At 67.6% G+C, this 20,529-nt stretch carries 15 protein-coding genes and 1 riboswitch; of the genes, 12 read left to right on the forward strand and 3 right to left on the reverse strand.

The window, feature by feature from the left end; all coding sequences use genetic code 11:
- Nucleotides 1-436: 436 nt before the first annotated feature.
- Nucleotides 437-2,155, forward strand: coding sequence for a gamma-glutamyltransferase (gene ggt / locus OC534_RS10670; RefSeq protein WP_017356278.1), 1,719 nt, complete (start codon nt 437-439; stop codon nt 2,153-2,155).
- A 121-nt stretch (nt 2,156-2,276) separates the two neighbouring features.
- Here the strand turns inward: ggt and OC534_RS10675 are convergent, their stop codons facing one another.
- Nucleotides 2,277-3,845 carry a BCCT family transporter gene (locus tag OC534_RS10675; protein ID WP_017355108.1) on the reverse strand — a complete coding sequence of 523 codons (1,569 nt, stop codon included), beginning with the start codon at nt 3,843-3,845 and terminating at the stop codon, nt 2,277-2,279.
- A gap of 278 nt (nt 3,846-4,123) precedes the next feature.
- Nucleotides 4,124-4,225: riboswitch (TPP riboswitch) on the forward strand.
- Between the two features lie 138 nt (nt 4,226-4,363).
- Here OC534_RS10675 and thiC point away from each other — a divergent pair.
- The 5 genes from thiC (at nt 4,364) to OC534_RS10700 (ending at nt 13,529) form a co-directional block, all read left to right on the forward strand.
- Nucleotides 4,364-6,241 carry a phosphomethylpyrimidine synthase ThiC gene (gene thiC, locus OC534_RS10680; protein WP_262071771.1) on the forward strand — a complete coding sequence of 626 codons (1,878 nt, stop codon included), beginning with the start codon at nt 4,364-4,366 and terminating at the stop codon, nt 6,239-6,241.
- Between the two features lie 101 nt (nt 6,242-6,342).
- Complete coding sequence (locus OC534_RS10685) at nt 6,343-7,020, forward strand: ion channel (RefSeq protein WP_017355111.1); 678 nt, start codon at nt 6,343-6,345, stop codon at nt 7,018-7,020.
- Nucleotides 7,021-7,271: 251 nt separating this feature from the next.
- Nucleotides 7,272-9,608, forward strand: coding sequence for a winged helix-turn-helix domain-containing protein (locus OC534_RS10690; RefSeq protein WP_262071772.1), 2,337 nt, complete (start codon nt 7,272-7,274; stop codon nt 9,606-9,608).
- A gap of 112 nt (nt 9,609-9,720) precedes the next feature.
- Nucleotides 9,721-10,623 carry a helix-turn-helix transcriptional regulator gene (locus OC534_RS10695; protein ID WP_262071773.1) on the forward strand — a complete coding sequence of 301 codons (903 nt, stop codon included), beginning with the start codon at nt 9,721-9,723 and terminating at the stop codon, nt 10,621-10,623.
- Between the two features lie 47 nt (nt 10,624-10,670).
- Complete coding sequence (locus OC534_RS10700) at nt 10,671-13,529, forward strand: TonB-dependent receptor (RefSeq protein WP_026070634.1); 2,859 nt, start codon at nt 10,671-10,673, stop codon at nt 13,527-13,529.
- A 162-nt stretch (nt 13,530-13,691) separates the two neighbouring features.
- On the opposite strand, the gene OC534_RS10705 is transcribed toward OC534_RS10700, so the two are convergent.
- Complete coding sequence (locus OC534_RS10705; protein ID WP_136002946.1) at nt 13,692-14,810, reverse strand: HDOD domain-containing protein; 1,119 nt, start codon at nt 14,808-14,810, stop codon at nt 13,692-13,694.
- Nucleotides 14,811-14,963: 153 nt separating this feature from the next.
- Nucleotides 14,964-15,500, reverse strand: a complete 537-nt coding sequence (gene ppa / locus OC534_RS10710; RefSeq protein ID WP_017355116.1) for an inorganic diphosphatase — start codon at nt 15,498-15,500, stop codon at nt 14,964-14,966.
- 187 nt (nt 15,501-15,687) lie between these two features.
- Between ppa and OC534_RS10715 the strand changes: the two genes are divergently transcribed.
- From OC534_RS10715 to OC534_RS10740, 6 genes are all read left to right on the forward strand, one after another.
- Nucleotides 15,688-16,206 (forward strand): hypothetical protein, encoded by a 519-nt coding sequence (locus tag OC534_RS10715; RefSeq protein ID WP_136002947.1) that lies wholly within the window; start codon nt 15,688-15,690, stop codon nt 16,204-16,206.
- Nucleotides 16,207-16,258: 52 nt separating this feature from the next.
- Nucleotides 16,259-16,741 carry a hypothetical protein gene (locus OC534_RS10720; protein ID WP_153164736.1) on the forward strand — a complete coding sequence of 161 codons (483 nt, stop codon included), beginning with the start codon at nt 16,259-16,261 and terminating at the stop codon, nt 16,739-16,741.
- A 56-nt stretch (nt 16,742-16,797) separates the two neighbouring features.
- Nucleotides 16,798-18,018, forward strand: coding sequence for a helix-turn-helix domain-containing protein (locus OC534_RS10725; protein ID WP_262071774.1), 1,221 nt, complete (start codon nt 16,798-16,800; stop codon nt 18,016-18,018).
- Between the two features lie 43 nt (nt 18,019-18,061).
- A complete protein-coding gene (locus OC534_RS10730) occupies nt 18,062-18,733 on the forward strand; it encodes a glutamine cyclotransferase (protein ID WP_262071775.1) in 672 nt (223 codons plus the stop codon).
- Between the two features lie 136 nt (nt 18,734-18,869).
- Nucleotides 18,870-19,370: an RNA polymerase sigma factor gene (locus OC534_RS10735; protein WP_017354291.1), complete on the forward strand. Its 501-nt coding sequence runs from the start codon at nt 18,870-18,872 to the stop codon at nt 19,368-19,370.
- Nucleotides 19,371-19,482: 112 nt separating this feature from the next.
- Entirely contained in the window at nt 19,483-20,457 is a 975-nt protein-coding gene (locus tag OC534_RS10740; protein WP_262071776.1) for a FecR domain-containing protein, read from the forward strand.
- Nucleotides 20,458-20,529: the final 72 nt, after the last annotated feature.

Here is a 20,529-nt window from a genome sequence, read left to right on the forward strand (position 1 = left end):
CCTGGGCGGGTGCGGGTTTTTGATGGATACCTGGCAGTCTTGCTTACACGCCGGTCCGTCCCGCACCTGTTGGCTGGGTAATAAGTACGAGGACAAGGAGCGAACGGATCGAGGCCGCGCCGGGATCGGCGTGCTGGATGGATTCGCGAATGGGCGTGTGGCGCTGCAACATGTGATCGAGAAAACCACAGCGGTTTTGGCACTGTCAACCTTTGCGGCAACATTTCCAACGGTTTCGGCTGTATCCAGTGCAAAGCCCCGCCGCGCAAGGATGGTTGCGGTTGAAAGCGTTCTGGTGAACCGGAATTCACTATTTTGCGATGCGGATCTGCGCGGATTCGCCCCGCTTTCCACTGTCGTGCATGACCATTGTCGGATGTCCGCGCCGGGCATCTGCGGCGAGTATCGAGGCCGCTGCCATCCACCAGGAACTCCAGTGCCTTCAGCCCTTGCCCGCGGCGTGCTCACTGCCGCCCTCCTGTGCGCCCTGCCGGCGCTGTCCCCGGCGGCCGACCGTGTCACCGGCCATCCCTTTGCCACCCGCTCGGAAGTGATCGCCCCGCACGCGATGGCGGCCACCTCGCAGCCACTGGCCACCCAGGTGGCGCTGGATGTGATGAAGTCCGGTGGTTCGGCGGTGGATGCCGCCATCGCCGCCAATGCCGCGCTGGGGCTGATGGAGCCCACGGGCAACGGCATCGGCGGCGACCTGTTCGCCATCGTCTGGGACCCGAAGACGCAGAAGCTGTACGGCTACAACGGCTCGGGACGGTCGCCGAAGTCGCTGACCCTGGCCGAGTTCCAGCGCCGGGGACTGAAGGAGATTCCGGCGACCGGGCCGCTGCCGGTGTCGGTCCCGGGGGCGGTGGACGGCTGGTTCGCGCTGCACGCGCGCTTCGGGCGCAAGCCGATGGCCGAGAACCTGGCGCCGGCCATCCGCTACGCGCGTGAGGGCCACCCGGTGGCCGAGGTGATCGCCTACTACTGGGACCGCTCGGTGCCCCGCCTGTCCAGGTATCCTGGCTTCAGCGAGCAGTTCACCATCGACGGCCACGCGCCGCGCAAGGGTCAGATGTGGCGGAACCCGAACCTGGCCAACACGCTGGAGAAGATCGCGCAGGGCGGTCGCGATGCCTTCTACAAGGGCGAGATCGCGCGGACTGTCGGCGACTACTTCAAGGCCAACGGTGGGTACCTCAGCTACGACGACCTGGCCAGCCATCACGGCGAGTGGGTAGAGCCGGTCAGCAGCAATTACCGGGGCTACGACGTATGGGAGCTGCCGCCCAACAGCCAGGGCATCGCGGCGCTGCAGATTCTCAATGTGCTGGAAGGCTACGATTTCTCGAAGATCGCCTTCGGCTCGCCCGAGCATGTGCACCTGTTCGTGGAGGCCAAGAAGCTGGCGTTCGCCGATCGCGCGCGCTTCTATACCGATCCGGCGTTCCATCCCGCGCCGGTGGACCGGCTGATCTCCAAGGGCTACGCGGCCGGGCGGCGCACGCTCATCTCGATGGACAAAGCGTCGCGTGAAGTGCAACCGGGCACGCCGAAGCAACTGGAGGAGGGCGACACGATCTACCTGACCGTGGCCGACGCCGACGGCATGATGGTGTCGCTGATCCAGTCCAACTACCGTGGCATGGGCAGCGGCATGGCGCCGCCGGGACTGGGCTTCATCCTGCAGGACCGCGGCGAGATGTTCGTGCTGCAGAAGGACCACCCCAATGGCTACGCGCCGGGCAAGCGCCCCTTCCAGACCATCATTCCGGCGTTCGTCACCAAGGACGGCAAGCCGTGGATGAGCTTCGGGGTGATGGGCGGGGCGATGCAGCCGCAGGGCCACGCACAGATCGTCATGAACATGGTTGATTTCGGCATGAACCTGCAGGAAGCCGGCGACGCGCCGCGCATCCAGCATGACGGGTCGACCGAGCCGACCGGCCAGGCCACGGCGATGAGCGATGGCGGCGAGGTCAACCTGGAGACGGGCTTCCCGTACGAGACTGTGCGCGCGCTGATGCGCAAGGGCCACCGTGTGGTGTTCGCCGATGGCCCTTACGGTGGCTACCAGGCGATCCTGCGCGACCCGGAAACGGGCGTGTATTACGGCGCGTCGGAAAGCCGAAAGGACGGGCAGGCGGCGGGGTACTGAGTCCCCGCAGGTGGCGCCGACTGTTGGTCGGCGGCTCCCGGTCGCGGCGCTGATACAGCCATCGTTCTGCAGCCGGGTAGAACCCGGCTCTACGGGCGATGCAGCCGGGTAGAACCCGGCTCTACGGCGCGCGGGCAGCTTCGTCGCGGGTTTCTTCCTGCGCGGCGATCTCGCGTTCGATCCACGCGTCCATCATCCGTCGCGCCCGTTGGGCACGACGGCGCTGCAACGCGTACTCCATGTCCAGCACACGGTAGAGCGACCACATCACCAGCAGCATCAACAACGCGAATGGCAACGCGGCGATGGTGATCATGCCCTGCAGCGCCTCCAGGCCGCCGGCCAGCAGCAGCGCCCCGGCAATCAGTGCGATGGCCACGCCCCAGATCATGCGGCGCGACAGCGGTGGGTCGCCCGCCTCGTCGGTGGACATGCTGGCCAGCACCAGCACCGCCGAATCGGCCGAGGTCACAAAGAAGATGATCAGCAGCACCAGCGCGATCACCGACAGCACCGTGGGCAGCGGCAGGCTGTCGAACATCGTGAACAGCACGGTCTCATAGCCATTGCCCAGGGCCTGCGCCAGATCCACGTGGCCGAAGATCTGCGACCACAGCGCGGTACCGCCAAACACCGAGAACCACAGGAAGCCCAGCACGCTCGGCGCGATCACCACGCCCAGCACGAACTCGCGGATGCTGCGCCCGCGCGATACGCGGGCGATGAACGAGCCCACGAACGGCGCCCACGCGATCCACCATGCCCAGTAGAAGATCGTCCAGTCGGCCACCCAGGTGCTGCCCGAGAACGGCGACATGCGCAGGCTCATCGTCACCAGCTGGTTCAGGTACGAGCCGATCGTGGTGGTGAAGGTATCGAAGATGAAACCGGTCGGGCCCAGCACCAGCACCAGTGCCAGCAGCAGTGCGGCGAGCGCGAGGTTGAAGTTGGACAGCCACTTGATGCCGCGATGCACGCCGCTGGTCGTGGAGGCCATGTACATCACGAAGGCGACGGCGATGATGGTCAGCTGCACGGGAATCGAGGCGCGCACGCCGAACACGCGCTCCAGCCCGGCGGCGATCTGGATGGTGCCGAAGCCCAGCGTGGTGGCCACGCCGATCGCGGTCGCGACCACGGCGGCCACATTCACCACGGTGCCCATCCAGCCGCGGTGGCGCGCGCCGATCAGCGGCTGCAGCAGGTCGCTGATCAAGCCGCGCCCGTTGCGGTTGAACTGGAACCAGGCCATCGCCAGACCGATCAACGCGTAGATCGCCCACGGATGCAGACCCCAATGGAAGAAGGCATAGCGCATCGACGCCCGCGCCGCCTCCATGCTCTGTGGCGCCAGCCCTTCGGGCGGTTTGATGAAGTGCGAGATCGGCTCGGCCGCGCCCCAGAAGACCAGCCCGATACCCATGCCGGCAGCAAACAGCATCGCCATCCAGCTGGCGTTGGAAAAGTCCGGTTCGGCGTCCTCGCCGCCGATGCGCAGGCTGCCGAAGCGGCCGAAGGCCAGGTACATCAGGAACGACAGGGTAATGAACACCACCAGCAGGTACAGCCAGCCGGTACTGCGCACGATGTTGGACAGCGCCAGCTGCACGATGTCGTTGAACGGGCCGGGTGCGACGCCGGCAGTCAGGACGAGCAGGGCGACCAGCGCGATGGAAATGCGAAACACCATGCAGGGGTTTCTCCAGGACAGGGGGGCGAGCGAATGCTTGCAGTCTCCAGCGGCACGACGGCGACAACTGGGGCGGAGCCGGACGAACGCCGGTCGGCGGGATGCTTCCGCACCGGATTCAAACCGATGGTCCCCGGCATGCGCGCAGCGCCAGGCGCCAGGCAGCACGTCACGGGGGAAACATCCTCGCGGGGCGATCATACCCGCGCTGACGTAATGATCCCATTCACGGCCGTGGCCTCTGCGGTGCCGATGCACGGGTCTTTGTGATCTAATCCGTCTTGAAGCGGGGGTACCGAGGCCATGTGGCCGAGGTTGAGACAGTCCCTTCGAACCTGATCCGGTTGATACCGGCGTAGGGAAGCTTCGCATCCGCTGATGCATTGCGCCGTAGGGTCCCCACGCCCGCAGACCGCCCGCAGTGCGCCCGTCGTGCGCCGCCGTTTCGTCCCTTTCAACACGGATTTCCCGTCACGGACCGCCGGTCCGCGCTCGGGGTCCAAACAGGACGATGCCCGATGAACGCACCGCTTTCCACCCTGCAGCAGCAGGCCCAGCAGCTTTCCGGTTCGGTTACGCGACCGATCCCCGGTTCGCGCAAGATCCACGTGCAGGGCTCGCGCAGCGACCTGCAGGTTCCCATGCGCGAGATCGTGCTGACCCGCACGCCGACGTTGTTCGGCGGCGAGGAGAACGCGCCGGTCACCGTCTACGACACCTCCGGCCCCTACACCGATCCGGCCGCCAGCATCGATCTGTCGGCCGGCCTGCCGGCGTTGCGTGCCGCCTGGGTAGCCGAGCGCGGCGATACCAAAACGCTGCCCGCCCTGAGCTCTGCATTCGGCCGGTCGCGCGATACCGATGCGCGCCTGGACGCGGTGCGATTCCCGGCGCGCGCGCTGCCGCGTCGCGCAGTGGCCGGTGCCAACGTCACCCAGATGCACTACGCGCGGCGCGGCATCGTCACCCCGGAGATGGAGTTCGTGGCGATCCGCGAGAACCAGCGGTTGGAGGCGCTCGCCGATGCGACACTGCGCCGGCAACACCCCGGCCAATCGTTCGGTGCGTCCATCCCGGCTGTCATCACCCCCGAGTTCGTGCGCGACGAGATCGCGCGTGGTCGGGCCGTGCTGCCCAACAACATCAACCATCCGGAAAGCGAGCCGATGATCATCGGCCGCAACTTCCTGACCAAGATCAACGCCAACATCGGCAACAGCGCGGTGTCCTCCGGCATCGCCGAGGAAGTGGAGAAGCTGGTGTGGGCGATCCGCTGGGGCGGTGACACCGTGATGGACCTGTCTACCGGCAAGCACATCCATGAAACGCGCGAGTGGATCATCCGCAACTCGCCCGTGGCGATCGGTACCGTGCCGATCTACCAGGCGCTGGAGAAGGTGGACGGGCGCGCCGAGGAACTCACCTGGGAGATCTTCCGTGACACGCTGATCGAGCAGGCAGAGCAGGGCGTGGACTATTTCACCATCCATGCCGGCGTCCTGCTGCGCTACGTGCCGCTGACCGCCGGGCGCGTCACCGGCATTGTCTCGCGGGGAGGCTCGATCATGGCCAAGTGGTGTCTGGCCCATCACAAGGAGAACTTCCTCTACACGCATTTCGACGACATCTGCGAGATCATGAAGGCCTACGACGTGACCTTCTCGCTGGGCGACGGACTGCGCCCGGGCTGCATCGCCGATGCCAACGATGCCGCACAGTTCGGTGAGCTGGAGACGCTGGGCGAGTTGACCAGGATCGCGTGGAAACACGACGTGCAGACCATGATCGAAGGCCCCGGCCACGTGCCGATGCAGCTGATCAAGGAGAACATGGACAAGCAGCTGCGCGAATGCGGTGAGGCGCCTTTCTACACGCTGGGGCCGCTGACCACCGACATCGCCCCCGGTTACGACCACATCACCAGCGCGATCGGTGCGGCGATGATCGGCTGGTACGGCACTGCGATGCTCTGCTACGTCACCCCCAAGGAGCACCTGGGCCTGCCCAACCGCCAGGATGTGCGCGACGGCATCATGGCCTACCGGATCGCGGCGCATGCATCGGACCTGGCCAAGGGCCACCCGGGTGCGCAGGTGCGCGACAACGCGCTGAGCAAGGCGCGCTTCGAATTCCGCTGGGAAGACCAGTTCCACCTGGGCCTGGATCCGGAGAAGGCCAAGGAATTCCATGACGAAACCCTGCCGAAGGACGCGCACAAGCTGGCCCATTTCTGCTCGATGTGCGGCCCGCACTTCTGTTCGATGAAGATCACCCAGGACGTACGCGACTACGCGGCGGGGCAGGGGCTGGACGCACAGGCGGCGCTCGACGCCGGCATGGCCGAGAAGTCGCTGCAGTTCCGCGACCAGGGCGCCGAGGTCTACCGCCCGCAATGACGCGGCGGCCGGGGGGGGCAGCTGCCCCCCCGGCATCCTCATGCGTTCGCCCCGGCAACCGCGCTAAGCTCGGCGCCGGACGGCCAGGGGCGGGAAACACGATGGCGATAGCGCGCAGGACCAAATGGCTGGCGATGGCACGCCGGCACCCCTCGGCGTGGTTGCTGGGCGTGCAGCTGCTCGGCGTGCTGCTGTACCCGGCGATGGACGAGGCCGGCGCCAGCCGCGCGCTGTTCGGCGCCTTCGGCATTGCGGTGCTCGGCCTTTCCCTGTGGGTGGTGCGGCGCAGCCCGCTCGGCATGTGGCTGGCGCTGGTACTGGCGATCCCCTCGGTGGTGTTTTCCATCGCCGGCGCGCTGCTGGAGCGCCCCGGGCTGATCACGACAGCGCAACTGCTCGAATGCCTGCTGTACTTCTATACCGCCGGCAGCCTGACCGCCTACATGCTGCAGGATCACAAGGTGACCCGCGACGAACTGTTCGCGGCCGGTGCGACATTCACATTGCTGGCGTGGGCGTTCGCGTTCGCCTTCGCGGTGTGCCAGCAGTGGTTTCCGGGGAGTTTTCTCGCCACCAGCGAGAGCGAACTGCGCACGTGGATGGAGCTGCTTTATCTCAGCTTCAGCTTGCTGTCCGGGGTAGGGTTGAGCGATGTCGTGCCGGTGCACCCGCAGGCACGCGCGCTGGTCATGCTGGAGCAGTTTTCAGGCGTCATGTACGTGGCGCTGGTGGTGTCGCGGCTGGTGGGACTGACCATGCTCAGGCATGCACGAAACTGAATCCCACCTAAAAATATCGCGCCCGAAGGCGCGAATGCTGAATCAATTTATGGGAATTCGTCGGCGAGAGAGAGCCTGTTGTCGGCCACGCGCGTAGGCGCGGTTAACCGGCATAGGCTAGTATTCGCGCGCTTCGGTTTTTTTGCTGTTTGCGCTGATGCCTTGTGCGGAATCTGGCGGTTCGTTCGATCTTTCCTGTGGAGATGAATGCAACGCTGCCGTCGAGCCGGCATTCACCTGTGTCGCCTGGAATGATCAACAACGAAAGTGAGCCACCTTCCGCCGACGTGATGAAGATCGGCGACTGCACCGTCATTCTCTCTTCGCGGGAAGTCATGGTGGCAGGCGCACGTCGGCCACGACGCCTGACTCCCAAGGCACTGGGGGTGCTCAAGGCGCTCATGCGCGCTCCGGGCGCGGTGGTCACCCGTGATGAACTGTTTGCCGAGGTGTGGCCCGATACGCTGCCCACCAACGATGTGCTCACCCAGGCGGTGACGCAGCTGCGCAAGGCCTTTGCCAGCGACGACGACAGCGGCACCGCCTACATCGAAACCATCGCCAAGACCGGCTATCGCCTGCTGGTGCCGGTGAGCGTGGTCGAGACCCCGTTGCCGCCCCCGCCCGTAGAGGCCGTGGACAGCCAGGCCATGCCGGCGTCGGCCGCCGCGACCGACGCCGGGGGAACGCTGGCCGCGCCGGCTCCCATTGCGTTGCCACCGCGCCGCAGCCGACGCGTACGGCGCTACGTGCTGCTGGCCGTCGGTATCGCCATGCTGGTGGCGCTGCTGGTGATGGCCGCGCTGCTGGTGCAGCGCGAGCAGCCCCCCTCGGCACTGGACGCCGCCGTCGAGGACGGCACGCGCATTACCGGCAGCCCACAGCGCCCCTATCGCCTGATCACTGCAACCGCAGGGTTTGAGACCTATCCAACGCTGTCGCCGGACGGTTCCCAGGTGGCGTATGAAGCCGACATGGGCGTGCGTGAGGGCAGCACCATCAAGGTACAGACCGCCGGCAACACGCCGGCGCGCGCGCTGGTCGAGACCCCGACGGGCCAGTCCGACCGCTTCCCGAACTGGTCGCCGGACGGGCGCGACATCGCCTTTGCGCGCTTCGGTGCGGAAGGCAGCTGCGAGGTGCTCATCGCCAGCGCGACCGGTGGTGCGCTGCGCCATGTGACCCGCTGTGACGGCACCGAACTGCTGAGTTTCGACTGGACGCCGGACGGTCGCGGCCTGATCTTCGGCGCGCTCTCCGGCGCGCACGCCCACCGTGGCATCCGGGTGCTGGACATTGCCAGCGGCCGCTGGACCCCGCTGGCCTACGACACCGGCGAAGACGACTTCGACTATGCCCCGCGTTACTCGCCGGATGGCCGCTGGATCGCGTTCGTCCGCAATCCGCAGGTAGGCGACCTGTGGCGGATGCCGGCCAGCGGCGGCACGCCCGAGCAGCTTACTGACGATTCGGCCGAGATCCGTGGCTGGAGCTGGCGCGGCGACAGCCGCCACATCGTGTTCGGCCGACGCGTGGACAGCGAGGCGCGCCTGTACGAACTGGATACCGAGAGCCGGCTGTTGCGGGATGTCGGCCTGGATGACGCGCAGACGCCGGCGGTGTCGCGCAACAATCGCATGCTCGCGTTTGTGCACCGGCGTGCCCAGTTCGGGGTGTTCCGCGTGCCGGTGGGTGCCAACGGCCCGGGTACGCCCGAGCGCCTGTTCCCCTCCGGTGGGCGGGATGCGCAGCCGATGGTGTCGCCGGATGGCCGCCAGCTGGTGTTCTCCTCGGACCGTTCCGGCAGCTTCGCGCTGTGGTGGGCAGACCTGGAGCGTCCCGATTCGCTGCGCCCGATCGAGGGTCTGCGCCCCGAGGCACGCCAGGCACCGGACTGGTCCGGCGACAGCCATCGCCTGCTGGTGCTGGGGCGCGACGACCATGCCAATCCCTCGGTCTATGAAGTCAGTCCGCGCGATGAACAGGCACTGCGCCTGCCGTTGCCGGTCACGCAGCCGCTGCAGGCGTTGTACGGCGAAGACGATCAGCATGTGCTGGTGATCGAGCGCGACGGCCAGGAGCGGATGCGCCTGCTGCTGTTTGATCGCAGCACCACCGACTGGCGCCTGCTGGGCAGCATTGATGGCGTGTCGCAGGCGCGCTTCGACCGCAGCGGTCGGCGCGTGCTGTTCACCCGCCTGTCGGCCGGCGGACTCTGGTCGGCCGATGCGCGGTTGTCGGCCGGCAGCATCCGGCAGGTCAGCGAAGACCGGCCCACGCGCTGGCGCTACCGCACCTGGAGTGTGGCCGGCAATGGCAGCATCGATTACCTGTCCAGTCATCGTGACTGCGCCACGCTGTTCGCGCGGTTGAGTGCCGGAAGTGCCGGGGTCGAGCACTGTCTCGACCGTGCACGCCTGAGCGCGGGCAACGGTTTCAGCGCCAATGCCGGGGGCGATGCCGTTTACGTCGCGTTGGCGGTGGCCGATGGGGCCGATATCGGCGTCATGCCCCTGCCCAGACAGACCCCGTCGCTGTTCCCGGGGTTCTCCAGGTTGCTGTTTTTAAAGGGAAATGACCCTTCGTGATTTCTTCGTGGCAACGTCGTCGCGAATTCGGATGAATCTCGCCGGGAATTCCTGAGAACGCCGCCCGACTTGGCAAAACTGGTGGCCAATCAAGGCAAACTCCGGTGCAGTCATGCGTCAGCTCTCCTTGGCCGATCGTGGTCAATCGCTCTCCCTGGACAAGATCGTCGACGACGGCCCGCTGCCGACCTGCCTCGGCGTGGCGCGGCTGGGCAGCCTGCAGACCGCGGGCAACACGTTCACCGTATGGATGCAGCTGCGCGGCAGCGCCTGGGTCGAATCCAAGGAAGGCCGGTTCCGTCTTCGCCAGCGCGAGTGGATCGCCTTCGAGAAGGAATCGCGACCGATGGTGCAGGCCGGTCGCGATGGCCTGTGCATCGGCCTGAGCCTGGCGCCGGAAGCGCTGCGCGCGCTCGGCGAGCTGGCCGACTGCGGCCTGTACGCCGGCCGCGGCAGCATGAGCCGCAGCGAAGTGCGCGTGGCGTTGCGGTTGTGGCGCGATGCGCTGGCCAGCGGGCAGCCCGCGCAGGCGCTGCGCCCGGTGCTGCTGCACCTGGCCTCGCTTCAGCACGGCATGGCCATCGGGGTGCAGCGCTGCCCGGGACGTTCGCGCTCGCGCAAACGCCAGGTGTTCGGGCGCATGCAGCGCGCGCGGCTGTATCTGGAGGGCAACAGCCACCGCGTGGTGCGCATCGGTGAACTGGCCGAGCTGACCAATTTCTCCAGCTGGTACCTGTCCAAGACCTTCCAGAGCCTCTACGAGGAAAGCCCGCAGTCGCTGTCGGCCCGTCTGCGTCTGGAGCGCGCCGCTGATCTGCTGCGCGATACCGACATGATGGTGGGTGAAGTCGCGGCCGCCAGCGGATTCGACAACTGCTGCAGCTTCGCACGGGCCTTCCGCGCGCGTTACGGCCAGTCCGCGTCGCGCTACCGCGAAGCCATTGCCACCTTGCCGCCAGAATCGGCAAAGTCATCGGTTGTCTCACGCAAAAAATTCGCTGCAACGCAATCGTAACTTTCCGAGGCGTTTTAACACGCTACTAACGTACCTTGGAGAGATTAATGAATTTTCGTACTCCCGCAGTGCGGCTGGGCCTTCTGCCCGCCGGCATTGCGCTTGCCCTGACGCCGACCTTTGCATCGGCGCAGGAAGCGGGTGGCACGACCGATCTTGACCGCATCTCGGTCACCGGCTCGCGTATCCGCCAGGCCAGCATGGAAACCGCCCAGCCGGTGATCGCGCTGCAGCGCGCCGACATCGAGAAGCAGGGCTTCACCAGCGTTGCCGACATCGTCCAGAACCTGTCCGCCACCGGCTCCCCGGCGATCAGCCGCGCCGACGCGCTGTCCTCGGGCGAAGAAGTGGGCGGCCAGTACGTCAATCTGCGCAACCTCGGCCCGGAGCGCACCCTGGTGCTGCTGGACGGCAAGCGCATGGGCGTCAGCTCGGGCGGCTACACCGATCTCGCCTCGATCCCGACCTCGGTCGTGGAGCGCATCGAAGTCCTGACCGACGGCGCTTCGGCGATCTACGGTTCGGATGCCATCGCCGGCGTGATCAACATCATCACCCGCAAGAACTTCGACGGCCTCGAAGCCAGCGTCTACAAGGGCCAGTACGGCCAGGGCGACGGCGACAAGACCACCTACAACTTCGTCTACGGCCAGACCGGTGAACGCGGTTCGGTCACCTTCGGCGCCGAGTACAGCGAAGAAGAGCCGGTGCTTGCCAAGGACCGTCGCTTCAGCGCCTACGCCAACGGCTACCGTCATCCGAGCCCGACCGCCGATGACAGCAATGGCTGGAGCGCGATCACCGAGAAGGGCGTGCTGGTCACCCCGGGTGGCAACTACGTGCTCAACCCGGGTGGCGACTCGAGCGACTTCGGCGACTACCACGCGCTGACCAACGACGACCTGTCCAACCCGTCGCAGCAGATGTTCCTGTCGACCGGCATCAAGCGTCGTTCGGTGTTCACCAACGGCCAGTTCGATTTCACCGACAACATCCGCGGTACCGCCAGCGTCCTGTACACCGAACGCGAAGCGCTGCAGCAGATCGCCGGCTACCCGTACCGTTCCGGCGCGTACGACACCGCGATGTCGGCCAACAGCGTCTTCAACCCGCTGGATACCGACGTCGACTTCATGCGTCGTACCTGGGAAGTGCCGCGTCAGACCAAGTCCGAGCTGAACACCTTCCGCTTCAGCGGCGGTCTGGAAGGCTCGTTCGAGTTTGCCGACAAGTACTTCGACTGGGATGTGGGCTACGTCTACAACCGCAACAAGGGCGTCAAGACCGGCACCGGCAACCTGTTCATCCCGAACGTGCGCAATGCCGTCGGCGCGTCGTACATCGATGCCAACGGCGTGGCCCAGTGCGGCACCGCGGCGGCGCCGATTGCCGGCTGCACCCCGTGGAACCCGCTGCTGCCGTACGGCTCCACCGCCGATGGCTCGCTGTCGAACCCGGATCTGCAGAAGTACCTGTTCCTGCCGACCCACGACACCTCGGTCACCACCAGCAAGGTCTACAGCGCCAACCTGAGCGGCGCCATCGCGACCCTGCCGGCCGGCGACCTGTCCTTCGCCGCCGGTTACGAGCACCGCGAAGAAGACGCCGAGTACAACCCGGACGCGCTGCTGCAGTCGGGCCTGAGCACCGACCTGTCGGGTGCGCCGACCGCCGGCGGCTACAAGCTGGACGAGTTCTACCTGGAACTGAACGTGCCGATCCTCGCCGATCTGCCGTTCGCCAAGGAACTGTCGGTCGACATGGCCGGCCGTTACTCGGACTACAACACCTTCGGCGACACCGTGAACAGCAAGTTCGGCCTGAAGTGGAAGCCGACCGACGACCTGCTGGTGCGCGGCACCTACGCCACGGGCTTCCGTGCGCCGACCGTGGCCGACCTGTACGGCGGTACCTCGCAGACCTTCGACAAGTACACCGACCCGTGCGACACCCTGTTCGGTGCGGCCGTGCGCAACCCGGAAGTGGCTGCACGCTGCGGCGGCGCAGTGCCGGCCAACTTCCGTCAGGAAGCGTCGGGCGGCATCGATGCGACCGGCCCCGGCTCGCAGTCGAACTACGCGTACCTGTCCGGTTCCAATGACGCGCTGCTGCCGGAAACCTCCAAGACCTGGACGCTCGGCCTGGTCTACAGCCCGAACTTCGTGCAGGGCCTGGACGTCAGCCTGGACTGGTGGAAGATCCGCATCGACAACGTCATCGCGGCGGAGTCGGTCACCTCGATCCTCAACCAGTGCTACGTGCTGAACAACGCCAACGCCTGTGGCCGCGTCACCCGTGATGCGGATTCGGGCCAGGTGGTCGATGTGACCCGCAGCCTGATCAACGCCGGCTACCAGGAAACCGCAGGTTACGACCTGGGCGTCCGTTACCGTCTGCCGGAACTGGCGATCGGCAACTTCGTCATCGACTGGAAGACCACCTATGTGGACTACCTCGAGTACAAGCGCGACAACGAAGCTGAAACCGCCGTCGAGCAGCACAACGGCTGGGGCACCGGCGACTGGGGTGCCAACTTCCGCGTGCGTTCGAACCTGAACGTCGATTGGAGCTACGGCAACTTCGGCGTCAACTGGGGCGTGCGTTACTACTCCGGCCTGAAGGAAGAGTGCTCCTATGACCGCGATGGCGGTCCGGAGTGCAACAACCCGACGTACTCGTCGGATTACACGCTGGCCATCCCGGTGCGCAACACCGGTTCGAACACGTTCCACGACCTGCAGGTGCGTTACACGACCCCGTGGAATGCCACCGTTTCGGCCGGTGCGAACAACGTGTTCAACCACGAAGGTCCGCTGATGTACAGCCAGCCGAACTCGAGCTTCGCCTACTACGGCGGCTTCGATATCGGTCGCTTCTACTACCTGAAGTACACCCAGCGCTTCTGATCCATCGACGCACTGGTGCAGCACAGGGAGGGCGGACCGCAAGGTCCGCCCTCTTTCTTTTTGACCGCTTCATCCACTTGAGGGTGACGCACTGAGCGCGCCGCAGACAAAAAAAGCGCGCCCCTGCGGACGCGCCTTCGGGTGCCTGCGTGCGGCGGCGCCTCAGGCGTCGGCGGCCACCAGCCCCATCAGAGCGTTGGCATGATCGCGCCACTGCGGCAGCTTGTTGAGTACGCCGGCGCGCTGCAGGTATTCCTCGTCGACCGGATCGCCGTTGATCAGCGCCAGTGCGACGTGCACCGCGCCGGTCACCCAGAAGCTCCGGGTGTTGGAGCGCTGCGGCTGCAGGTGGAAGGCGACCGCTTCGATGATCGGCATCGGCAGGCCCCACAGGCCCAGCAGGTATGCACCGGCTTCGGCGTGGCCCGGGCGGTCGTCGCCGTCGGCCGCGTCCACCCGCTCGTTGCGCACGCCCGGCAGCAGCAGGCCGATGTCGGCGAGCAGGGCGGCCGTGGCGCCCAGTTCGGCGCTGGAGTCCGGCAGCAGCTTGGCGGCCAGGCGCGAGGCCAGCAGCGCGCGCTGCTGCAGCGAGTTGCGCTCGGCACCGGACAGCGGCTGGGCCGAGAAAACTTCGCTGGCCAGGACCAGGTCGCGCAGCGTCGACAACCCCAGCCGGGTCACTGCGGTACGCAGGTCGGAGATGATCCGGCCACTGTTGAAGAAGGCCGAGTTGGACAGCTGCAGCACCTTGGCCGCGATTGCCGGGTCGGCGGCGACCAGCTTGGCGACGTCGGCGGTGTCGGTGTCGTCATCGTGTTCCAGCGCCTGGGTCAGGCTCAGGTACAGATGCGGCGGCGAAGGCAGCTTCTCGATCCGGCCGATGGCACTGCGCAGGCGTTCGCTGTCAAGCAGCTCGCGCAGTTCTTCCAGGCTGGTCAGGGCTTCCAGCAGCACTTCCGGCGCCAGCGGCATCGGCAGGAAGCGGTGCGCCACCCCGATCAGGCGGGCCGGCGGCGGACGGGTGCCCACGCTGGCTTCCACCAGCGCGATACGGATGGTTTCCGGACGAAGCGTACGGATCTGCCCCAGCAGCGTGGTCGCGGTGAGATCCGGCAGAACCGGGCAGACAATCACCGCATCCACGGGCGAGCCGGCCACGATGCTCATCGCGCCCTGGCCATCGGCGGCGGTCAACGGTTGCCATTCTTCCCCAAGATCGGCAATGAACTCCAGCAGCTCAGCCGACAGGCTGGCCTGGTCCCCAACAAGCAGAATGCGCACGACACTGTCCCCTGGCTGACCACGGTGAAGCGCACCGTGGACGGTGTGAAGAGACGCAATGTACCCAATCCGGCACAAATAGTGATGTGCCGCATTCAAAAAACGTGATGCACATCGCTCCGGCGGCGAGCGCCGGAGCGATGTCGTTCAGCCTCAGGCGTTGCCGTTGAGGTAACGCTGATGGGCGTCGATCAGGATCTGCTTGGCCTCGGCGGCGCCGCCCCAGCCATCCAGCTTGACCCACTTGCCCTTCTCCAGGTCCTTGTAGTGCTCGAAGAAGTGGCCGATGCGCTCCAGCCAGTGGCTGGACACCTGCCCGATATCCTCGACATGGGCGTAGCCGCTGAAGATCTTGGCGATCGGCACGGCCAGGATCTTTTCGTCGCTGCCGGCCTCATCGCTCATCTTGAGCACGCCGACCGGACGGCAACGCACCACCGAACCCGGCACCAGCGGCAGCGGCAGCACCACCAGCACGTCGGCCGGATCGCCGTCGCCGCACAGGGTGCTTGGCACGTAGCCGTAGTTGCAGGGGTAGCGCATCGGGGTGGACAGGATGCGGTCGACGAAGATCGCGCCGGTTTCCTTGTCCACTTCGTACTTCACCGGCTCCGAGTCCTTCGGGATCTCGATGATGACGTTGATTTCTTCCGGCGGGTTCTTGCCGGGCGAGACGAGTTCCAGACCCATTGAGGTGTGCTCCGAGAGGGGGATGTTGGCGTACAGCCCCCCATTTTATGCCTTTGGCGGGCCGCGTGCAGGTCGGACGGTACCCACCGGACGTGGCGGGGCATTCCGACGCTGGCGCGCGGAGCGTGCTTATCGGCGGGATGAGGCTGAAGGCGCAGGGTAGGGCCATCCCCCTCTGGAGACCCCGATGGTCATTGCCTGCTTCCGCCTCCGCTGGCCGCGCCTCTGCCTTGTTGTCCTGCTCGGGCTGTGCCTGGCCGCGCCCCTGCAGGCCGCGGGCCCGCGCTTCATCGACCTGGCCGCGCGGGTCGGACCGGATGAATCCGCCGACGACACCGCCTACCACGAGCTCAACCGCTGGCTGATGCTGGAGTTCAACGATCTCTGCGAGGACTTCTTCTGCGAGGGCGCCCATGACAACTACCGGCCGTTGCGCCTGGCCTGCGTGGTGGATACCCGCGACGACACCCTGACGCAGTGCCGCTTCCCGGTATCGGCCAGCCGCGACCACATCGACCCGGACACCGGCGCGCTGCGGACCGAGGTACTGCACTGGCTCTGTCCGCTCCCCCTGCCGCGGCGGCTGCCGGTGGCGACCTTCCTGGCCGCGATGGACTGGCAACCCGACAGCTCCGGCCACCTGTTCAACCCCCTGCCAGGCACAGGTCGCTCGATGTTCGAGTTCCTGCGGGACTGCCTGCCTTGATGCCTGTCCTGCGGTGCCACGTCCCGGGCATCGCCATCCACGGAGTCGTTCGATGATCGCCAAGCCCCTGCTGCTGTTGTCCGTCCTGATGGCCGCCCCTGTCGCGCCGGCCGCTGCTGCCGCACCGCCAACCCATGTCGACCTGGTCGACTACCCACACTCCCAGGCGAATTGGGACGCGTTCCACGACCTGCGCCGGCGGTTGATGGCCGGCTTCGACGATGTCTGCGCCGACACGTTCTGCGAGGGAGCGTACAGCGATTACGAAGCCTTCCAGCTGCGGTGCTCCGTGGCGGCCGGCACCGGCACCGTCAGTGACTGCCGCTGGGCCTTCGCGGCCAGCCAACTGGAGGTGGACGGCGCCACCGGCGCCATCCTGGCCGATCAACCCACCTGGCTGTGCAGCCTGCCCATTCCGCCGGGTACCACGGTGGAGACCTTCTTTGCGGCACTCGAAGGCCCGAGGGCGATCTTCCGCAGGCTGCCGGGTGCGCAGATGTCCATCTTCGAGTCGCTGGGTGACTGCCTGCGCTGACCGTGCCGGGGTGCAGCGCCCATGCGTCCTGGTTGCAGGGCAGGTAGCCTGTCGTCATGGATTCGCTCACTGCTGCCGCCGCGCGTGCCCTTGCCAGCGGCGACGCGCTTGCCGCCCTCAGGCACGTCGCCCTGCGGGAGGACCCGCCTGCGCTGGCGTTGCGCGGGGTGGCGCTGGCGCAGCTGCAGGACTGGCCTCGGGCGCGCGAGCTGCTGCAACGGGCCGCTCGCGCGTTCGGTCCGCAGGAAGCGCTGGCGCAGGCCCGTTGCGTGGTGGCCGATGCGGAGGTGGCGCTGGCCCTGCGCGAGCTCGGCGGATCGTCGCGGCCGCTGCGCGCGGCGGCCGCCACGCTGGCGGCACGCGGCGACGGCACCAACGCACTGCAGGCCTGGCTGGTGCTCGCGCGGCGCGAGGTGCTGCTCGGCCGGTTGGCCGATGCACGTGCCGCGCTGGACCACCTGGACGGGCAGCCCTTGCCGGCTCCCCTGGCCGCGATGGCCGAGCTGACCCACGCCGAAGTGGCGCTGCGCACGCTTCAGGTCGCAGCGGCACGCGCGGCCCTTCAGCGCGCCGGCGAAGCGGCCGCGCATGCGCGCATCGCGGCCTTGCAGGGCGAGGTCGAACGCGCGTGGCACACCCTGGACACGCCGGCCGCGCGCTGCCGGCGCGGCGGCCAGTGGCAGGCGTTGACCCTGGACGGCGTAGCAGCGCTGTGGGACGCCGATGCGCTGGTGGTGGATGCGTGCCGGCGCGGGGTGCATGCCGGTGCGACGGGCCGCTCGCTGGCACGCCGGCCGGTGCTGTTCGCGCTGCTGCGGGCGCTGGCCGAGGCGTGGCCGGGCGATGCCGGGCGTGACGCGCTCATCGGCCGTGCGTTCGGCATGCGCCATCCCGATGACACCCACCGCGCGCGGTTGCGCGTGGAGATCGGCAGGTTGCGCGCGCTGTTGCAGCCGTGGGCACGCGTGGATGCAACGGCGGCCGGCTTCGTGCTGCTGCCGGCGGCGGCGCGCGAGGTGGTGGTGCTGGCACCACCGCGCGACGATGCGCAGGACGCCCTGCTGGCGTTGCTCTCCGACGGGGCGGGTTGGGCCAGTTCGGCGCTGGCGCTGGCGCTGGGCACCAGCCAGCGCAGCGTGCAGCGCGCCCTGGCGGAGCTGGAGGGCGCCGGACGCGTGCGGGCGGTCGGGCAGGGCCGCACCCAGCGCTGGCTGGCGCCGCCGCTGACCGGATTCACGACGATCTTGTTACTCCCTGCCACGCTGCCGATTGACTAGGGTCGTGGTCAGGTCCCCCTCCCGTGCGGGCCAGGAGAACACCATGAACACGCACACCACGCTGTCCTCTGACACGCAGACCGTTCCCGTGGCCGAGGTACTGGCCGAATACGGACCATTTGCCGGCGCGTCCACCATCAACGGCGTGAGCCACGACGGGCGGCATGTCTGGGCGGCCACCGGCGAAGCGCTGGTGGCCTTCGATCCTGACACCGGCGCGGCGGTCCGGCAGTGGCCGCTGACCTGCGATGCCGGCACCGCGTTCGACGGCACCCACCTGTACCAGATCGCCGGCGCGCGTATCGACCGCATCGACCCGGCGACCGGCACCGTGCTCGGCTCCATTCCCGCCCCCGGCGATGGCACCGATTCGGGCATGGCCTGGGCCGAGGGCAGCCTGTGGGTGGGGCAGTACCGCGAACGTCGCATCCACCAGATCGACCCGCACACGGGGGCGATCCTGCGCACGATCCCGTCGGACCGCTTCGTTACTGGGGTCACCTGGGTGGACGATGCGCTGTGGCATGGCACCTGGGAAGATGGCCGCAGCGATCTGCGGCGGGTCGATCCGGCGACCGGCGCGGTGCTTGAGCGTCTGGACATGCCGGCTGGCAAGGAGGTCAGCGGGCTGGAATGGGACGGCGCCGGGCGCTTCTACTGCGGTGGCGGCAATACCGGGGTGGTGCGCGCGGTGCGGGTCCCCGGCCGCAGCTGAGGCGGGGCGGACGGGCAGCGATCGGGCGGCCCGCCACAAACGTGACGCATTCTCATTTGCGGGGTAACATGCCGCGCCTCATGGCGGCCGGTGGCTGCCATGTTCCTGCCGTCCGATCGTTGCCGTGTCCGCCGCCATGTCCACCAACGCCTCCACCCTCACCGAGCTGCTGATCCGCGAACGCCCGGCGCTGCTGCGCCTGGTGCAACGCATCCTGGGCAGCGACGGGACCGCCGAAGACGTGATCCAGTCGGTATGGTTCAAGGCGCGCGGTGTGGACAGCGCGCAGCAGATCGACAACCCCCGCGCCTACCTCTACCGGTTGGCCACCAACCTGGCCACCGACCACGGGCGCGAGCGGACCCGCCGTACCCGGCTGCTGGCCGAGCACTATCTGTGGGGGCCCGATGAGGTGCTGTCCACCGAAGAGCAGGCGATGGCCCAGGACGAACTGCAGCGGGTGCTGCAGGCCGCCGAGCATCTGCCCGAGCCGACCCGCACCATCTTCCGCCTGCATCGGCTGCAGGGCATGACCCAGGCCGATGTGGCGCGCCGGCAGGGGGTCTCGGTGACGACCGTGGAGAACCATGTGCGCACGGCGCTCCAGCGTCTTGCCTGGGCCCGCGCCGGGCGCTGACACCGGGACCTGTACCCTGTCTTGGGGACGCGCCGCCCCCGTTCGTCTTGTTCCTGATGATGCCCGACGGTGTCGTCGCTTCATCCGCCCCCGATCGCGCAGACCGCCAGCCATGCGCCCGCAGCAGCCCACCCCGCCGTTTTCCCCGCCCGCGCCCGTGGCGGAGCAGGCGCGCGCCTGGATCACGTGGTTGGCCTCGGGGGCGGCTGACGACCCTGTGCGCATGCAGGCCTTCGAGGATTGGCTGGCCGAGCCGGGCCACCGCCACGCGTTCGAGTACGAGCGCCAGCTCTGGCGCAGCGTTGGCCCACGTCCCGTGGCAACGGCACCGATCACAACGCGCGCACCGCGCCGTTCCCGTGGGCTGCGTCTGGGCGTGGCCGCAGCGGCCGTGCTGGCGCTGGCCTGGTGCGCGCCGGAAGCCTGGTTGCAGCTGCGCTCGGACCACCGCACCGGCATCGCCACCGAAACCGTGGCGCTGCCCGATGGCAGCCGCGCGGTACTCGACGCCGATTCGGCGATCGCGGTCCACTTCGATGGCAGCACCCGCACGATCGATCTGTTGCGCGGGCGGGCCTGGTTCGAGGTGGCGCCGGATCCGCAGCGGCGTTTTCTGGTGAACGCGCAGGGTGGGGTGGTCGAAGACATCTCCACCGCGTTCGTGGTCGACACCGCGCGCGCGCGCGTGGAAGCCCGGGTCGAACAGGGACGCGTGCGTGTGGCAGCCCGCGAGGGCGGCGGCTGGACCTATCTGCAGGCCGGGCAGCGCGCGACGTTCGTGCGCGACGGTCGCGTCGAGCGCGGGCCGGACATCGCGCTGGACCGCATTGCCCCGTGGCGCCAGGGCGAACTGCTGCTGGACGCGGTCAACGTGCGCGACGCCGTCGCCGGCATCGGGCGTTACCGGACCGGCCCGACCTTTGTGCGGGGCGATGTATCGCACCTGCCGGCGGTGAGCGCGGCGTTCCACATCGATCGGCCCGAGCAGGCGCTGGATGCGCTGGCAGGCACGGCCGGTCTGCGCGTGACCCGCCTGCCGCTGGGCGTGGCGATCGTGCGTGCCGGCGCGGCGCCAACGCCGGACTGACCGCACACTGCGCCAGGCCGATCCGATCCGTCCTGCATTTTCCCTTGGGGCTGGCGCCGCGCCGCGCGTCTA

The organism is Stenotrophomonas sp. Marseille-Q5258, from assembly GCF_946900935.1.
GTDB lineage: Bacteria > Pseudomonadota > Gammaproteobacteria > Xanthomonadales > Xanthomonadaceae > Stenotrophomonas > Stenotrophomonas nematodicola.